The following is a 19,159-nucleotide window of genomic DNA, read 5'->3' on the forward strand; positions in this document are numbered from 1 at the left end:
ACAACCTTCAAGATATTTTTCAAATATTGACTTATCCTTATATAAACCACCAAAATAAACAATAAAATTAGAAAAATAGGTTTTTTTAACAAACACCTGACATAAACTAAAGAAAATAAAAAATAGTTTTAAAAAATATACAACACTCATAATAAATAGAATTTATTCTTATTTTTTTAAAAATAACAAAGTAAAACAATAAAATAAAGTAAAATTTATATTAAATTTATAAAAGTTAAATAGTTTAGTGAATAAATATATCAATTATCATGAATTATCTTGATATGAAAAAATTATCTTAAATTAAGATATTTGTGAAAAGTAACAATAAAGGTGAAAAAATGAAGACCATAAATAAATTTCTATTGGCAACAATAGTTTTATTAATGGTTGGCTTAGGTTGTGCAGCTGCTGCAGATAGTTCAAGTAATTCAACTATAGCAACTGTACATGAAACTTCAAGCCTAAGTGGTGATATCCAAAGTAGTTCAATAGAACCTACTTTAACAAAGGATATTCAAACAACTAATAAAGATAATATAAAAGAAAAAACTTCAGATAGTAGTACCAAAAGTATTCAAACAAAGGATACGCAAAAGAAAACTACATCTAACAGTTTTTCAAAAGATGTAACAAATAAAAATACACAAGTATCTAAAAATGTAGAAAAAGATACTAAAATCATAGAAACAACGAAAAAAGAATCTAATACACAACCAACAAAAACAGTGAAAAAAGCAACAGTTACAACAATAACTCCCGATGACTATGATTTATATTTCAGATATAATCCTAAAACTAATAAAACAGAATCTACAACACTTGTATCTGCAGGAGATGTGTTAGATTTACAGGGAACATTTAAAAATGTTAACTTCACAATAGATAAATCTAAAATAACAATAACAAGTATTGGTAAAACTGCAAAGTTATACAACTGTACAGTAAATGTTTTAGGACTTCAAAGTGCAGGTTCATCTGTACATAACCTAACAATTACTAATAACAACTATTATGGTAGTGGAATCTACTTAAATGTTACAAAAAATATTCTTGTAGCTAACAACACCATACATGTATGGGGACCATTTGCATTTGCTCTACCATGTGATAGAGTAAATAATAGTTTAGTTATTGATAATTATCTTGAAACATCATGCCGTGAAGATACAAATCGTACACACACAGCAACACCATGGGGATTATCCTACTATAACAACATAGTAAACAACACCGTAGTAAGTGACCAAGCAAATGGTATTTACTTCAGTTTATGGGGATCAGGATTATTCCAAGGAGGATACTGTGATTACAACAATGTAACAGGTAATGATGTTACAGGAGGAGATACTTCCTGGAGTTACACCATACAAATTATGGGTACAGGTAACATCATATCCTACAACAATGTTAGAGGTGGATATAGAGGAATATCTACACAAGACTTTACAAACAACACCATTATATTCAATGAAGTAAATGGTACAGCACAAGGTATTTTTGCTTGTGAAGGAGCTATAGTAGCTAACAACACTGTACATGTAAATGGTACAACTACTGGTGTTGAAGTTGGTGGAGATGGAGCAATTATTGAAAATAACACTATAACATCCAATTCTGGATCAGCTCTTGTAATTAGTGCAAGTAATATTAATATTAAGAACAATTACTTATGGTCCACATTAGGTTATGGTATATACTCAAAAGGTAAATACATTAACCTCAACATTTCAGACAACACCATTATCAGTGGAAAAATAGGAATTCTCTTTAGAAAACAATCCTCAAGTAAAAAAATAAACTATGTAAACGTGACTAAAAATGTAATTAAATCAGATGGCGAATATGCTATTGACTTTAGTGAAGCTGGAGCAAGAAATGAAGTAGATGTACACATACTCGTTTCAGAATCAAATGTATTGACTTCAAAAGCAGGAACTGGTCTTGAAAAAGCATATCTTCCACCTTCAGTAGGAGGAGGAGACGACCTACCTGACTCTAATAAAACATACACAGTAACAGATAGTACTTATTACACATACTTCACAGATGAACAATCAATAAACACGAAAAAAGTACTTAAAAATGATACTATTATATTAAAAGGTGAATTTAAAAATAAAAACTTCACATTTACACAAAAAACCCATGTTATTGGAGATAATTGTATAATACGTAATGGTACAATAACATTCACAGGTGATGCTTCTGCATCTACATTAAAAAATGTTAAAATCATAAACTATGATAAAAATAGTTTAAATAGACATGGAGTTGAGGTTATTGATGTAAACAACGTTGTAATAAACAATGTAAATATTAATAACTATGATCCATGGGAAAGCTTTGGTATATTCATATGTTCATCAAATGGTAATACACTTACAAACAATGTAATTTACACCTCTGGTGACTATGTAAATTATGGAATATTTGTTTATGCATCAGACTTAAATAATTTAAGTAAAAACCGCGTAACACTAAATCAAAGTAGTAAACCTATAGAGTATGCTGATGAAATAATGTTCAATGATAGAATAGGACTTATTAAAGAAGTACTTCATAACTATGGAATAATTCTTATGTATTCATCATACAACACAGTAGATCAAAACATTGTAAATGGTACATCACAATTTAAAACATACCAATTCCCAGTAGAAGAATGTAAAAACAGTATTGTGGGAATTGATGTATACTATGATAGTAATTACAATACAATTACAAGAAACAACGTTACAATAAACAGTTATGGACCATATGAATATGGAATGGGAGTATTAGGAGCACCATGGGGAACAGCAATCTCTACATTAAATGCTACAAATAACACATTTGCACATAACAATGTACGTGTAAATGGTGGATACTTTGCTACAGGTTTCATTGCTGGTCTTAACAGTATAAACACAACCATATATAACAATACATTTGATGTACATGCCCTACATAACAGTACACAAAAAGGTGATTATACATATGGTTTAACACTTGAAAGTTGTACTAATACCACATTTATAAATAACACAATAAATGCTTCAGCTGCATCATTATACACTGTAGAATTATTTGGTACTAAAAAAAATATTATAACAAATAATTACTTCTATGGAGAAGCAACAAATCCATATGGAATTGCAGGATATCAATCTAGTGATAATACAATAACAAACAACACCATAATTATGAGACAATTTAATTATGGACCAACCAGTTCTGCTCTACATGCTGATGTTATACCATATGGTAAAGAAGGTATAATGTTAATGAAAGACAGTTACAGAAACAAAATAATGTACAATACAATCAATACCAATGCTACAGAATATGCAGTAAAACTAACAGAACAAGCAATTAACACAACTGTCAAAGAAAATTCAATAATATCTTCAAAATATCATGGAGATGATGCTGTATCTAATGGACATAAAACAAATATTGTATCAAATAACTTCAAATACTTCACAAATATAACAGCATATCCATCAACAGGTACAGTTGGATATCCTATTACAATTAAAGCAAAAGTAACTTCAACTACAAGTGATGTTTCAAATTTAACAGTAACATTTAGAATTGGATTAACACAACTTGGTAGTGCTAAAGTTAACAATGGAATTGCACAAATTACTGTAAATTCAACTAGTTTCCTTAAACCTACTATATATACCTTGATTGCAACTGTTGGTGGAACTAACTTCCAAAATGCAACTTCCACATCCCAATTATCCTTAAACAAAACAATGTCATCAAGTACAGTTACTGTTTCAAAAGTTAATGGATTAATAGGATCTAAGGTAAATATGGATGTAGATGTAACTGATTCCAATGGTGCTAAGTTAGAAGGAAATGTTACATTTAAACTTGAAAATACTGTATTATCCACTATGAAACTCACTCTTGGAAGAGCAACATACACCTACACCATACCTGCAAATGCAAAAAGTGGTGTATATACAATTACAGTATTATATAGTGGAGATGAAAACCATAATGCCGGTGTTGGAACTAATACTTTAGGTATTCAAACAAAAACAATTGCAACAGTAAGTAGTGTTAATGGTAAAATTGGAAATCCAACAAAATTCACTGCAAAATTAACATCAAATGGTGTTCCATTAACTAATGGAAAAGTAACATTCCTTGTAGATAACGTTGTTGCTGGTACAAGTAATATAAACAAAGGTGTAGCTACATATAACTATGTTGTACCTACAAACTTCACTGCTAAAAATTATACTATAACAGTAAAATACGATGGAAATGATACATTAACATCTGCTAGTGCAAGTAATAAATTAGTTGTAACCAAATCAATAAGTAAAATAACATATACTCCAGTAGCAGTTGTTGTTAGTGATGATGTTGTTTTAACAGTGAAAGTAACTAATAGAACTAATGGACTTGTTGCAAAAAGTGGAAGAGTAAGTATTAAACTTAATAATAATTACTTAAAATATAGTAATGGTTCCATAATATATGGAAATGTAAATAAAGAAGGTAATGCTATATTTACATTCACAGCACCAGCACAGTACAGTGGTTTAAATAATATTACATTCTACTATGAAGGTAATGATCAATTCCTTGCAAGTTCACAAAAATATACCAATGGATTTATTGTAAGAAATCCTTCAAAAATCACAGTAAGAGAATCTGCAGGTAAAATAGGTAATACTGCAACACTTAAAGCAATAGTAACAGATGATAGAAACATGGGTATAGCAAAAGGACAAGTAACCTTTAAAATAAATAATCAAGTTATAAAAACAGTGAATATTGACAAAGGAATTGCAACAATAAAATACAACATACCTACAACATTTAAAGCAGGAACTTATAAGATATCTGCTGTTTATAACTTCAATAAAATATCCATACAAAATACAAGTAAACTTACTGTACAAAAAGTGATAAGTAAAATATCATACACCCCTACAACTCAAGTTGTTGGTGATAAAGCTATTTTAAAAATCAAAGTAACAAATAGAACTAATGGATTCACTGCTAAAAATGGAAACATATCCATTATGATTAACAAGGAAACATTAAGAAATAGTGATAACAGTGTAAAAATTGCAAAAGTAGGTGCAGATGGTTATGCTACATATGTATTTACTATTCCTAAGAAATTTATTGGAGTAAATAACATTACAATTAAATATTCTGGTGATGATCAATTCCTTGCAAGTCAAACAACTATTAAAAACGGTTTTATTGTAAGAAATCCTTCAAAAGTTGTTGTAAGAAACGCTGTTGGTAAAGTAGGTTCTACTGTAACATTAAATGCTACAGTAATAGATGATAAAAAAATAGTTATACTTAAAGGACAAGTAACTTTCAAAGTAAACAATCAAATTGTAAAAACAGTTAATATAACAAATGGAACAGCAACCACACCATACACTATTCCAAAAACTTTTAATAGAGGAAACTATACAATAAATGCAGTTTACACACTTAACAGTATAAAATTAGAAAATAATGGAACTCTCACCGTTAAAACATGAACTATGCAAATAATAGGAAATTATTATATGAAATTATTATGATAATTTTCTTATTTTCTATTTTTTATTTTTTTTTTAATGATACTAATTCGTTATTAAAAATATTTTTCAAAATCATATTATAATAAAATATATTATTCATAAAAATTATAATAAATATTATATAATCAGGTATTTTTAATTAAAATTAAATTATTTTGTTTATTTTTAAGTACTCGATTATATTTTAATAAAAAGGAGATTATACAATGTATAATAAAAGAATTTGCATTCTTTTAGTAACTACATTTATCATATTACTTGCAGGATTCACTGCTATTTCTGCAGCAGATGTAAATGATACTTCTGTAGATACTAGCTCCCTATCCTCTACTACACAAGTAGACAAAAGCCCTGTTTTAACTACTGTGGCTGATAATGATAATAATATCAAAACAGATAGGGATGATGCAATAAAAACTCAACTAAAAACTACTAAAAAAGTAGATACAGAATCTTATGTTACTACTATAGACTCTACAAAAACAAAAAATACAAACAAAACTATTAAAACAGAAAACCCAACAATAACAGTAACAGATGGAAATTATGGAAAATACTTTGATGATGATGGAACACGTAACATCAACCCCAATACCACAGTAATTTTAAATGGTGCATTCTACAATAAAACATTCATAATTGATCAGGAATTTATCACTTTAACAGGAAACAATGCAACATTACACAATGGACATATATATGTTACAGATATGGCAAGTAATTCCACAATTTCTAACCTAGTTATTAATAGTACTGGTATGGAAAATGTTATTAACAACGAAGCATGGGATATTACAATAAAAAACAATAAAATTACACTTACAAATAGTGAAGGTATTACAGAAGGTATTACAAATAATGGAGATAATGTACTTATTGTAAATAACACTGTTGATGTATATGGTCCAGCTAAGGATATAGACTGGACTGGTGGACCCAGAGAAGGATTAGCTCTAACCTTTGCAATATTCAATGATGGTGGAAATAATGTTATAATTGAAAATAACACTGCAAGAAGTGGAAGATCAAAAGATGGTGAAGATAACCCCTTTGGAACCATTGATGGTATTGAATTAAAAAGTGGAAATAATGTAACAGTATCAAACAACTACATAGAAGTAAGTGGAGCAAGATTTGTATATGGACTTAATGCTTTATCTGAAGTTTATAATGTAGTTCTATCAAATAATACTATTAATGTTACAAGTGAAAGATATATTGCTGGTATACAAATAGGTAACTCTGCAAGAAATTGTAGTATTTTAGATAATAAAATCTATGGTGTATGTTACAATACAACAATATTCACACAAGATAATGAAGCACTTGCATTTGGTATTATCACAACAAGTATGGGTGGAAGTGAATCTAGAAATATGACTGTAGCAGGAAATATAATGAATTTAAATGCTACAATTGTATATGGTATGGAAATTTATACAACATATGATACTATCATTGATAAAAACTTAGTTAATGCTATAGGAAATTATAGTATGGGTATGAGTTTAGCTCATTCTCCAAATTCAATAGTAACTAACAATGTATTTAATACTACAGGAAATAGTAATATTCCTATTAATCCTATTGTAGAAGAAATTGCACCTGCAAATACAGGTATCCAAATACAACAAAATTCTACAAATGCATACATAGCAAACAATATTGTTATAACTACAGATGCTGGTAACAATGCCAAAGCAGTGAATATTGAAACTACAAACAATGTAGCAATTATTAATAACACATTATTTGCTAATGGTAAAACTGGTGATGATGCTGTAAATGCATCTAGTAACCTAATAAATATTACAGTAAATGATAATCATGGACCTATTACCAAATATGATGCAATGGTTATATTAAATATTCCAAAAACAATTTCTACAGGAAGTACTTTAAATTTAAATTTCACTGTAAAAGATAAAGAAACTGAAAAATTAATTAATGGTAAAGCTATAGTTAAAATCAATGGTGTAACATTAAAAGATGATGATGGTGAAATAATCAAACTCAATGTTGTAAATGGTATTGCTAATTTATCATATATATTAAAAGGTTATAGTGCTAAAGAAGCAAAAGTAACTATAGTCTTTGCTAACAGCACATATAATAGAGCTGAAAGTACTGGTATGTTAAATATTACTAAAACCAATGTTAAACTCGAAAGCAAAGATATGACAGTTTATACTGGTGAAACAATAACAATTAACCAAACATTATTTGATTCAAATAATAATCCAATTTATGGAAATACAACTGTAGCAGTAAAAATTAATGGTGTAACTGTTAAAAATACTAAAATTGTTAATGGAAATTTATTAGTTAATATTACTGTTCCTTCAATTAAAGCAGGAAAAAATGTTTTAACAATTATTCTTGGAGAAAATAATAGATATAATTCTGTTTCAGTAAATAGTACACTTACTGTTCTCAAACAAGATCCTGTAATTAAAATTGAAAAAATAACTGCAAAACCTGGAGAATATGTAACATTAAAAGCAACAATTGTTTCAAATGTTACTAAAACACCAGTTACTTCTGGTAATTATGTATTTAAAATTAATGGTATGACTGTTAATAATACTGATGAATATACCTTTGAACAAGTAACTGTTCAAAATATTACAAATGGAATTGCAACACTTAGTACATATATGGATATTTCAGCTAATGATGGAGTCTATAATGTAACTGTTGTATATTCAGGTAATAATCATATTAACTCAGGAAGAAGTACTGAAAGTTGTTTAATAATAAAAGCTTAATATACTTTTTTCTTTTTTATTTTTTTTAAAAAAAAATAAATAAAACCTTAAACTTATTTTATAATCCTCAAAATACCATAGAACTTTTTTTTAAATTTAAAAAAAACCAAAATTATATAAAGAATATAATACTAATTACTATTAGTGTATTCTTATTCAATATTTTTGAACTAAATTAATGATTTTTTTAAGAATTGTTGAATACACTAACAAAAAAAAGAGAGTAATATGTGATGAAAATTAAGACCTTTTCATTATGTATGATATTCTTAGTTCTCTTAGTATGTACAACAGTGCCAGCAAGTGAATCTACAGATATACCAGTACATCAGAGTTCAATTTCAACATATGAAATTCATGAATTAACAAGTAACATGTCAACAAGTAACATATCAACAAGTAACATATCCAGTTCATCCAGTATTAAAACAGTAAAAGAGAGTTCACAACAAACAAGTGTAAAGATAACAACAAATAAAAAATCAGATACAAATCAAGTAACTACTAGTAATAATGTGGCAAAAAAAACTACTTCTTCAAAAGCAAGTACTACCCAAAGTAGTACAAAAGCAAGTAGTAAAGCAAAAGCAAGTACTACTAAAAATAATTCAGTACAAGAAGTTAGTTTAAACACTACACAACCATCAATAAAAGAGGCAGAAACAATAAAGCAGTTATCTGCAACAAAAAATATGTCCTCACTAAAACAATTAACATCATTAAAGCAAGCTCAAAACAAGTATAACTTAGAAGGTAAAGTAACTTGTGTTTACAATAAATCTTCTGATAGTTATGTTGGTGATGAAGAGGATGCTTTAGGTGTTGGAGGTGCTGTGATAACAGTAACTAATAAAAGTAAAGTTATTGCAAAGGTTACATCAGACTCTAATGGAAACTATGTTATAAAAAACTTAGCTCCAGGACTTTATACAGTTAAATTTAAGTATGGAACCTATGCAGTAGGTGAAGAGGATATACGTATAATTAACACCACAGAACGGTTTAATTATGTGTTTATACCTGATCTTGCTATTATCACATACTCTGGAAGTACTAATGATGGTCAAAGAAATAAATTTGACGCATTAAGAAAACTTAGTGATAGATTTTATTTCCTAGAAAGCTATAATCTAAATAGTTCATACGATGTATCTCATCAATGGATGTTAGATTATGCAAACTTTATTCTAGTAGATATGTATAGTAAAGGACAGGGATTTGGAGTAGATATAGATGCTATTAAAAATTCACCTGCTTCACAACACAACAGAGTTGCATATACTTTTGGTATATTTGATCAAATGTTATTACAAGAACTAGGTTGGGGATTCCTTGGAGTTAATCCTGTTGAATCCATAGAAAATACCTATGTTGGATCATATTGGCAAGCTGAAGCTATAAAAGATGCTACAGTAGTTAATACCAATATGAAAAACTTGTATCATTATATATTATATTTACTTGGAGAAAGTGACTACAACCCAACTAGAACAGATAGTGGAACACCTGTTTTAGCTGGACCACAATGGGGTGTTTATTACCCAGGATATAAAATGTCTGTTCCTACTCCAAGCAATAAATTGATAAATAAATGGATACAACAAGCACCAGGTTATAACAATGATGGAGCTGGAAGTCTAAATTGGATGACAGAATATTATAATCCATGGATTCTAGAAAATCAGAAACCTGTGAATGTATTCAGAAAATTTGAGAATTGGTACAATAAACATGTAAATATTAAAGGATCATTTGTTGTTATAATAAGTTATTATCAGACAACAACAGAAGTTGAAGCTTTAATTAAAGAATTTGAAAGACAAGGAAGAGCAGCATTTTGTTTATATCAATATGCTACCACACATCCTACTATGACCGAACTATTAGAAACAGCAGTTACTGATAGAAAAGGTTTCTCAAGAGGAATTGTTGCTGGAAGTTCTTTATATTCATGGTCAACTTCATATACTCAAATGGGAACAAATGCAACTATAAATGCATATAAAAACATGAATATTACAATTTTGAATGCTTTAAGTGGAATAAGTGAATACAGTTATCATAGTCAATATGGTCCTCAAAATGAATGGACATATAAGGTAACAATATCCCAATTTGAAGGAATAATAGGTGCCCTACCTATTTCATACATTTCAAATACAACTAAATCAACTGTTATGATTGACAGTGGTGTTAAAAAACACGTTGAATTAGTTAATGGTTGGGCTAAACTTAAAGAAACTCAAAATTCCAAGAAGAAAATAGCTATTGTACTATATGACTATCCACCAGGTAAAGCTAATATTGGTGCATCTTATTTAGATGTATTTACCAGTACACATGATTTACTTGAACAATTAGCCGATGCTGGTTATGATATTGGAATGAAGAAAAGTGAAATTCCTACAACAGAGGAGTTAACCACAATGATTTTCAATATTGGTAACAAAGGTAATTGGGCTTCAGGATATCTTAAATCATATGTAAAAGATAACTATGATGAACTTGTCAAAAATCATCAGCTAATCAGTAAATCTGAATTCCAATTAATGTTCAATCAATTACCTACAAATTTACAACAACAACTTGTAAACTCATGGGGTAAAGGATTAGGTAATGGATCTATGATCTATAATAACAGTTACCTAGTAATTCCTGGATTGTACTTTGGAAATGTGTTTATTACTGTTCAACCTGCAAGAGGTTGGGAATCAGTAACAGACTATCATAGTCCTGATTTAGCACCACCACAACAATATGTGGCATTTTACAAGTATCTTACTAGTTATTATCTGGGAAAAGAAAATAACAGTGTGGATGCAATGATAAGTATGGGAACACACGGAACACTTGAATGGTTACCTGGACGTACTTTAGGACTCCAAGAATCAGATTGGCCATTCCAATTAATCAAAACACCGATTATTTACCCATATATTGTATCTAACCCTGGGGAAGGTATGACTGCTAAAGAAAGAAGTTTTGCACAGGTAATTACACACATGACACCTGTAACTACTGCATCAACACTTTATGGTGAATATTCTAAATTAAGTGAAGCTATATCAGATTACACAGCTAATAAAAAATTAGGTGATGCAAGCAATATGGCTTACTATAAAGAATTAATATTAAACCTTACAAGTGTAAATAGTTCATTTTCAGCACCAACATTTACAAAGATGAGCCAATACATTGATGAATATAACTATGCAGTTTCAGTAAATGATACTGCATTAATAAATGAAAAAAGAGCAGCTATACTTAGCTTATCTGCATCATTAAATAAACCAATGGAAAACTACTTCAATCATACATCTGCAAAAAATATGACTTTTGATGAGTATATAAAAAGAATGTATGAATATGTAAATAGTGATGAAGCTTTCGATGCATGGCTAGAAACAATACATGCTGTTATTGAAGGATTAAGTTCTGATACAATAACATATGGTGTTCATAAAATTGGTTATGTATGGAACAGTACTGAAATGATCGATGGAATAAGTGTTATTGGTGCTTCAAGAACCAATATCATGCAAAACATCATGAATCTTTACTTTAATATCAATGGAAGTTATTATGAAAAAGTACAAGACCGTGACTTCAAACCTTATCAAACAGCAATTGAAGCAACACTTAACAACATTGTAACAAGCTTAGTATTAGATACCACACTTGAAAATGTTGAAAAAATAGCTAAAGAAAAAAATCAAGATAAAAACAGTAGTTTCTATCAAGATCTTTATGATATTATGAATCTTATTAATAGTGTAAGAGACAATCATGAATGGGAAGCTATTATGACAGCTCTTGGTGGCGGATACGTTGCTCCTGGTCTTTCAGGAGAACCTGCAGCAAGTGATGTTCTACCAACAGGACGTTCAATGTATAACAGTGATACAACTAAAATGCCATCTAAAGCTGCATGGTCATCAGCAGTAAACTCTATTAATCAAATATTAGTTAAATATATGAAAGATCTTGGAGAAGATACCTATCCAGAATTAGTTGCAGAAGTTATATGGGGTACAGAAGTACTTCGTACAGAAGGTATAAGTCTTGCACAATACCTATACTTACTTGGAGTAAAACCTACATGGGATAGAACAGGTAAAGTAAATGGTACTGAAGTTATACCTCTTGATGAACTTACAATAACTATTGATGGAACAGTATATCAACGTCCAAGAATAGATGTTTTTGCTACAATTGTATCAAACAACCCATACTGGCTAAGTTTATTAACAAGTGCAGTAGATCAGGTAAATGCTTTAAATGAAAGTTTTGAAGATAACTATGTTAAAAAACATTATGCTAAATTCCCAAGTACATTCAGATTATTTGGACTTAATGGAAACAAATTAGAAGGTACCGGAGTTTCAGATAGAATAAATAACATTGGTAATTTAACCCAGTCATCAAAAAGTGTGCAGGAAGAAATAGCTAGTGTATATGAATCTAGACTTAACAATGCATGGACTGTTGATGCTAATGGTAATATTGTTGTTAAAACAAATCAGACAGAATTATTTGTATGGTTATTATCCAACGTAAATCTAATAATCCAAGATTTAGATAGTACATGGAGATATCTTGATTCAGATGATTATACTGATTGGTTTGGTGGTCTTCTAAATTCAGCAAACATACATGGTGCAACACCAAGTACAATGCTTCTTGATATACGTAACAGAAACAATATAGTTTCAAATACATTATCCCAAGAAGTAAGTAAAGAAATAAGAACTACCTTAATAAATCCAAAATGGTTACAAGGTATGACATCTTCTGTTGGTGGATGGAACCAAATGGCTGCTAACTGGGAAAACCTACATAAAACAATATTCACAACACAAGGTTATCTTGAAGATGAAAATGGTAAAGCTATTTTACAAACTAACAAAGGAAACAACACAGGTGCAGTTAGTAATGAATTATATACTCAAGCAGTGAAAAATCTTGTAACTAGTGAATATTTAGTTGTAGATGCTGATTATAAGTCTTATGCTATGCAATCCATGATTGGTTGGTCCTTAACATTATTAAAAGATGGTTATTGGAAAACAACCGATAAAAAATTAGTATACGATCTTGTAAAAACATATACACGTATTGTAGTAAAATACGGTGTTGCATGTTGTCACCACACATGTGGTAACATAGAATTTAATAAATGGATTATTAAAACTGGAACTGCAATGGGTATTGATATGGCAGGTTATGCTAATGAAATGAATGCTGCAACAGAACAAGGACTTACTACTGGTCAAGGTAGTGGCAGTGGTGATGGAACTGGTTCTGGAAGTAGTGGTGGAACATCTAGTGATGGTGGAGATGGAGGAACTGCAATAGGTTCCGATTCTTTCAAAGATGGAGCAGATACTGGAAGTGTAGGTGGAATTGGATCATACACTGGAACAGGATCTTCTCAGTCAACAACTGGTAATGCTAATGGTGAACTTGCAGGAGTAGCTTCTAACGACAATGGTGCAAATTCTGGTAATGGAACAAACAATAACAACAATGGAAACAACACTGGAAATCAAGACACTAATGGTACAAATACAGGTTCTAATTCCACTTCCAACAATAATGGTAATGCTGATGGTAATTCCAACAGTACTGGAAGCGGTGATAGTACAGGTAATGCAGATTCAGGTAATGCTGATGGTGCATCTACTGGAAATAGTACTCAAAAAAATAGTGGAAGTTCTGATGTTGGTACATCAAGTACTGGTGCATCCTCTGCAGGATCAGCAGCAGCAAGTAGTTCCTCAGCAGCTGTTGCTGCAACTGCAACTGCAACTGCTTACGAAGTAAGTGAGAAAAGTGGAGGAAAAGCTGCTTCAAATAAATCAGCTGTTTCATTCGGTTATCTTGTAGCTATTGTTTTAATAGCACTTCTTTTCTTTGTTGGATTCAAAAGAAAAGATATTCGTGGAGATTAATAAATATCATACATGATACTTTAATAAATAATAAAATAAAAATCCCCCCTTTTTTTCTTTTATTTTTTTATAAATAATTAGTTCTTTAAAAATAGAATTAAATCTTTTTTTTTAAAAAAATTAACTTTTAATTTAAATAAACTTACACATCATGAAAGTAAGTTTTACTAAAAGAATCTATAAAAATAACAAGCATGTCTTTAAAATAATAGACTATGGTGAATATAATAAAAATACACTAACTAACCATCTACATTAACTCTTATTAAAATAATAAAAAAGTAAAAAAAAAGAAATAATTAGAATTTATTCTAATTGATATTTTTCTTTGTTACGTTGGAATATTTCTTTAAACCATGTGTATGCAATTACTAATAATATTAATGTACATATCCCACGTGATGCATCATAGAATATACTTGCTGTATATGTACTTATTATAGAAGGTACTGAAATTGGTACAAAATAAAACCATGAAATGTTTGTAATCCAACCATATATGAATCCCCATAATAAACCAAAAACTGCTCTAAATGGAAGACTTTCCATTTTATTAGCAAATAAACCAGAAGTATATCCCAGTAGACCAAATCCAATCATTTGATATGGAGTCCATGTTCCAATACCTGCACCAGAAATTAGTCCAAATACTATTATAGATAAGGCTCCTACCAAGAATCCACTTTCTTTTCCAAAGACCACTCCAGCCATTATAACAATAAAGAAAACTAGATCTATATGTAATATTGAACCTATAAAGTTTGCAACTACTGCTATAGCAATTAATACTGCTAACATAACAATATATTCTACAGAAGGTTTTGATTTTTCAAACATTCTGAATATTACACCTATAAATCCAACTGCCACCAATAATGAAATTATTAATGTTAATATATTCATAAGCTCCATTGTTCTTTCACATCCTTAATTGAAATTGCTTTTGGTAAATAGTTTTTAACCATTCTATTTACAAAAGTTGTATAAAAGTTATTACTTGAAAATATTTGTGTCGGTGTTGTATCTAATTGTAACGAACCATCAAAGATCATTACACATCTTTCAACACTGTCTGCTACAAAAGATAAATCATGTGTAGTCATAATTATCGTTGTCCCTTCCTTATTAACTTGTTTTAGAAGTTCACCTAATTTATGATTAGATATTGGATCTAAACCTTTAGTAGGTTCATCCAATATTAATATATCAGGATTATCAAGTAATGCTTTAATAAAAGCTATTTTTTGTTGTTCCCCTCCACTACAGTCATAGGGATGGTTATTAAGAATTTTTCTAATATCAAAATAATCAACAAGTTCCATAGCATAATCAGATAATTCAATAGTTTTATTTATTGATTTATCTATTTCATTCTCTTTTTTTGATTTGTTAAATGGATTGAAGTTAAAATCTGTTTCAATTTTTGATTCACGAATATTAGATAATTCTTTTAGCACAGTATCTTCTGTAAATTGAACCATAGGATTTTGATGAACATAACTGATTTTAGTGTTCTTAGCATACTTTATTTTACCTTTCACTGGTTTTATTAGACCTGCAAGAAGTTTTAGAAATGTACTTTTTCCACTTCCATTACCACCAATAATTGTAATATATTCTCCTTTATTAACATTAAATCCAATTCCTTTAAGAATTACATTTTCTTTTTCATATCCAAACCATAAATCCTTTACTAATACTAATTCATCAGTATTTTCTACTTTAGTTCTAGATAATGCTTGAAGAGGAATGTCTTTAATAATATCATCCATATTATTTAGTAATTGAATTCCTTCCCTAACACTAAGTGCAACTTCCACATCTTTAATTGAATCAAATTTGTCCTTAAGAAGTAAATTTACCCTTGTAACCTCTGGCATGTAGTACTTAAATACTTCATCATCTTTAATATCATCACAAATATTTCTTGAATCATTGATGTATTTTAAATTTCCATTCTGTAGATAAATTACTTTATTAGCAAATGGAAAAATATTATCCATTTTATGTTCAGTCACTATAATTGTAATTGAAAATTCTTCATTTAATCTTCTAAGCATTGCTAAAAAATCATATGATGCTATTGGATCTAGTTGACTTGTAGGTTCATCTAGTAGTAGGAGTTTTGGTTTTAAAACCAACAATGAACATAGATTTACTAATTGTTTCTGTCCACCTGATAGATTATTAACATTTTCATGTAATAATTTATCTATTCCAAAGAATGTGGACATTTCTGCAATTCTATTTCTTATTTCATCAGTAGGTAATCCAATATTTTCAAGGGGAAATGCAATTTCCTGAATAACAGTATCTGTTACAATTTGTGCATCTGGATTTTGAAACATGAGACCTATATCACAAGCTGATTTTTCATCATCTAACTCTTCAACTAAAATATCATCAAAGAATATTTGACCATAAGTATCCCCTGCCGGTTTTAATTCTTTTTTAATATTGTTTAACAGAGTTGTTTTTCCAGAACCTGATGGACCACACAGTAATACAAACTCACCCTCATTTATCTTAAAATTAATATCTTTTAAGACCTTTTCTTCATTATATTTGAAACTAAAATCTTTAACCTCTAAGAGTGCCATAGTATTCTCTCCCAAATTTCAATAATTATAAATGGTAATAACAGTACAACATATGCAAAGTAATATATGTTAAATGGTGTTTGACTAAATGTAAATGTGAATTTTGGATAAATCATGATTGATCCAACACCATTATATAATCCATACACAGATATTGTTGCTGTTACTAATATAAGTACTGTAAGAAGTACGTCAATTTTATTAAAGTCATATCTAAGATAACTTGTTCTTTTTGTTATATTATATCCTCTAGATTTCATTGATGATGCAGATTGCATAGCTTCTTCTAATGACCATGAAACTACCAATCCTAAATTTTGAATTAATTCTGATGTTTTTTCTGTAAATTTCAAGTCTTCATTTCTATTTTTTAATTTTGACAGTTCAAGAAGTTCGTTACTTCTTTTTTGTATCAATGGAACAAATCGCAGAGACATTATTATTATCATAGATAAGTTAGGATACTTTTTTGAAAATACATAAAGCATATCCTGATATGATACATAAGTGTTGTATGCTATAAATGTTAATGTAACTAAAAAGAAAGTTACAGCCATAATTACACCATATACTAATGCTTCAAAGGTTACATAATATGATCCAAAGATATAAATATGTGTATCTCCAACATGTGTAAAAATAGTGTTTAATAAGGTAATAAAAAGTATTACTGGTAAAAATACCTTAGTAGTACTTTTAATTTCACTTATTGATCCTTGTAATGCAATTAAAGTTAGTATTAATATCCCATAGGTTATTACATAATATGGATTATTAAATAAAAATGCAAATATTATCAGAATCAGAAAATACACTATAAAAATTGCTGGATGAATTCGTGTAATCTTCATTTTCTTTCTATCCAAAAAATTTTAAATTTAATATTTAAAAGTGTTAAATCTATTTTATTTAATTAAAAATAAATTTCACTATGCTTTTATTATGTTTACCTTAATAAATATAATTTACTTAAACAAATATCAATTAAGTTATTATTTAATAAATAACATAAAAAAAGTTTTTTAAATTTAAATATATGCACAAATAATAAATTAATTAACTTTTAATAGAATTATTCAATAAATTTTTAAAAAAAATAAGATAAGAATAAAAAAAATTATTAAACTAGTACATAAAAATGACTAAACAAAAAAAAAGATAAAAAAATAGAATTATATGGATTTATATAATCTGTTGGCATTATTTTTATACCAGTTAACAGTTTCTTCCATTGCATCTTCAAATGTCCATTTAGGTTCCCATCCTAATTTTTTAGTTTTAGATGCATCAAGAGAATATCTTCTATCATGACCTAATCTATCATCAACATGTGTAATTAGACTTTCTGGTTTATTTAATTTTTCAAGTATTAGTTTGGTTATTTCAAGATTATTTCTTTCATTACCTCCACCAATATTATATACTTCACCAATTTTACCTTTATGTAGTACAGTATCTACACCAGCACAGTTATCTTCCACATATATCCAGTCACGTACATTTTTTCCATCCCCATATACTGGTAATGATTCATTATGTATAGCTTTAAGAATAAATAATGGTATTAATTTTTCAGGGAATTGTCTTGGTCCAAAATTATTACTACTTCTTGTTATCATAACTGGTATATCATATGTTTTATAATATGCATTAACTAGTAAATCTCCACCAGCTTTACTAGCAGAATATGGGCTTGAAGGATCGATATTATCTGTTTCTTTAAAAGAACCATCTAAAATACTACCATAAACTTCATCTGTTGAAATTTGAATATATTTTTCCACATCATATTTTCTAACTAATTCTAGAAGATTTTGTGTTCCTAAAACATCAGATTTAACAAATGATGCAGGATCTGTAATTGATTTATCAACATGTGTTTCTGCTGCAAAATTAACAACATAATCAGCATCCTTCATAGCTTCAGATGCTTCTTTTTCACTTGCAATATCTCCTTTAATGAATTTTAAATCCACTCCTTCAATATTTGTCATATCTCCAGCATAAGTCAATTTATCTAAAACAGTTATTTCATAGTCATCATATTTATTTGCTATGTAATGAACAAAGTTTGAACCTATAAATCCTGCTCCACCAGTTATCATTATCTTCAAAGTACTCACCCTTCTAATATTTATTAAATATATAAATTTTAATCATTATAATATTATAAATATATATAGTTTTGTTTATTAATAATTATCTCACTGTCAGAAGTTCAGTGAATATATACTTTCATTATCCCAAAATGTTAGTGTTAGTTTTACTCGTGTTTCTACTCTTTTAAA

7 protein-coding genes are annotated in these 19,159 nt (G+C 28.8%); 3 read left to right on the plus strand and 4 right to left on the minus strand.

All coding sequences use genetic code 11. The annotated features are described in order from the left end of the window. The first annotated feature begins 341 nt into the window (after positions 1–341). From BZ132_RS05300 to BZ132_RS05310, 3 genes are all read left to right on the plus strand, one after another. Positions 342–5,510, plus strand: a complete 5,169-nt coding sequence (locus BZ132_RS05300; RefSeq protein WP_286940622.1) for an Ig-like domain repeat protein — start codon at positions 342–344, stop codon at positions 5,508–5,510. A gap of 248 nt (positions 5,511–5,758) precedes the next feature. After that, the gene (locus BZ132_RS05305; protein WP_286940623.1) at positions 5,759–8,320 is read left to right on the plus strand and encodes a hypothetical protein; all 2,562 of its coding nucleotides are present in this window, start codon (positions 5,759–5,761) and stop codon (positions 8,318–8,320) included. Between the two features lie 233 nt (positions 8,321–8,553). After that, a complete protein-coding gene (locus tag BZ132_RS05310) occupies positions 8,554–14,271 on the plus strand; it encodes a cobaltochelatase subunit CobN (protein WP_286940625.1) in 5,718 nt (1,905 codons plus the stop codon). Between the two features lie 306 nt (positions 14,272–14,577). Here the strand turns inward: BZ132_RS05310 and BZ132_RS05315 are convergent, their stop codons facing one another. The 4 genes from BZ132_RS05315 to rfbB all read right to left on the minus strand — a co-directional run bounded on the left by BZ132_RS05315 (position 14,578) and on the right by rfbB (position 18,976). Beyond that, a complete protein-coding gene (locus BZ132_RS05315) occupies positions 14,578–15,183 on the minus strand; it encodes an ECF transporter S component (protein ID WP_112149661.1) in 606 nt (201 codons plus the stop codon). After that, positions 15,171–16,871, minus strand: a complete 1,701-nt coding sequence (locus tag BZ132_RS05320; RefSeq protein WP_286940624.1) for an ABC transporter ATP-binding protein — start codon at positions 16,869–16,871, stop codon at positions 15,171–15,173. The genes BZ132_RS05315 and BZ132_RS05320 overlap by 13 nt, the downstream gene beginning before the upstream one ends. Continuing rightward, positions 16,859–17,722 (minus strand): energy-coupling factor transporter transmembrane component T, encoded by an 864-nt coding sequence (locus BZ132_RS05325; protein WP_069776353.1) that lies wholly within the window; start codon positions 17,720–17,722, stop codon positions 16,859–16,861. Before BZ132_RS05325 ends, BZ132_RS05320 begins: the two co-directional genes overlap by 13 nt. Positions 17,723–18,043: 321 nt before the next feature. Then, entirely contained in the window at positions 18,044–18,976 is a 933-nt protein-coding gene (gene rfbB / locus BZ132_RS05330; protein ID WP_197735082.1) for a dTDP-glucose 4,6-dehydratase, read from the minus strand. Positions 18,977–19,159 lie beyond the last annotated feature (183 nt).

This window comes from Methanosphaera sp. DEW79 (genome assembly GCF_003266085.1).
Taxonomy (GTDB): domain Archaea; phylum Methanobacteriota; class Methanobacteria; order Methanobacteriales; family Methanobacteriaceae; genus Methanosphaera; species Methanosphaera stadtmanae.

Coding starts and splice junctions, on each gene's coding strand:
- BZ132_RS05300 (WP_286940622.1), top strand. CDS start 342: ATGAAGACCATAAATAAATTTCTATTGGCAACAATAGTTTTATTAATG.
- BZ132_RS05305 (WP_286940623.1), top strand. CDS start 5,759: ATGTATAATAAAAGAATTTGCATTCTTTTAGTAACTACATTTATCATA.
- BZ132_RS05310 (WP_286940625.1), top strand. CDS start 8,554: ATGAAAATTAAGACCTTTTCATTATGTATGATATTCTTAGTTCTCTTA.
- BZ132_RS05315 (WP_112149661.1), bottom strand. CDS start 15,183: ATGGAGCTTATGAATATATTAACATTAATAATTTCATTATTGGTGGCA.
- BZ132_RS05320 (WP_286940624.1), bottom strand. CDS start 16,871: ATGGCACTCTTAGAGGTTAAAGATTTTAGTTTCAAATATAATGAAGAA.
- BZ132_RS05325 (WP_069776353.1), bottom strand. CDS start 17,722: ATGAAGATTACACGAATTCATCCAGCAATTTTTATAGTGTATTTTCTG.
- rfbB (WP_197735082.1), bottom strand. CDS start 18,976: ATGATAACTGGTGGAGCAGGATTTATAGGTTCAAACTTTGTTCATTAC.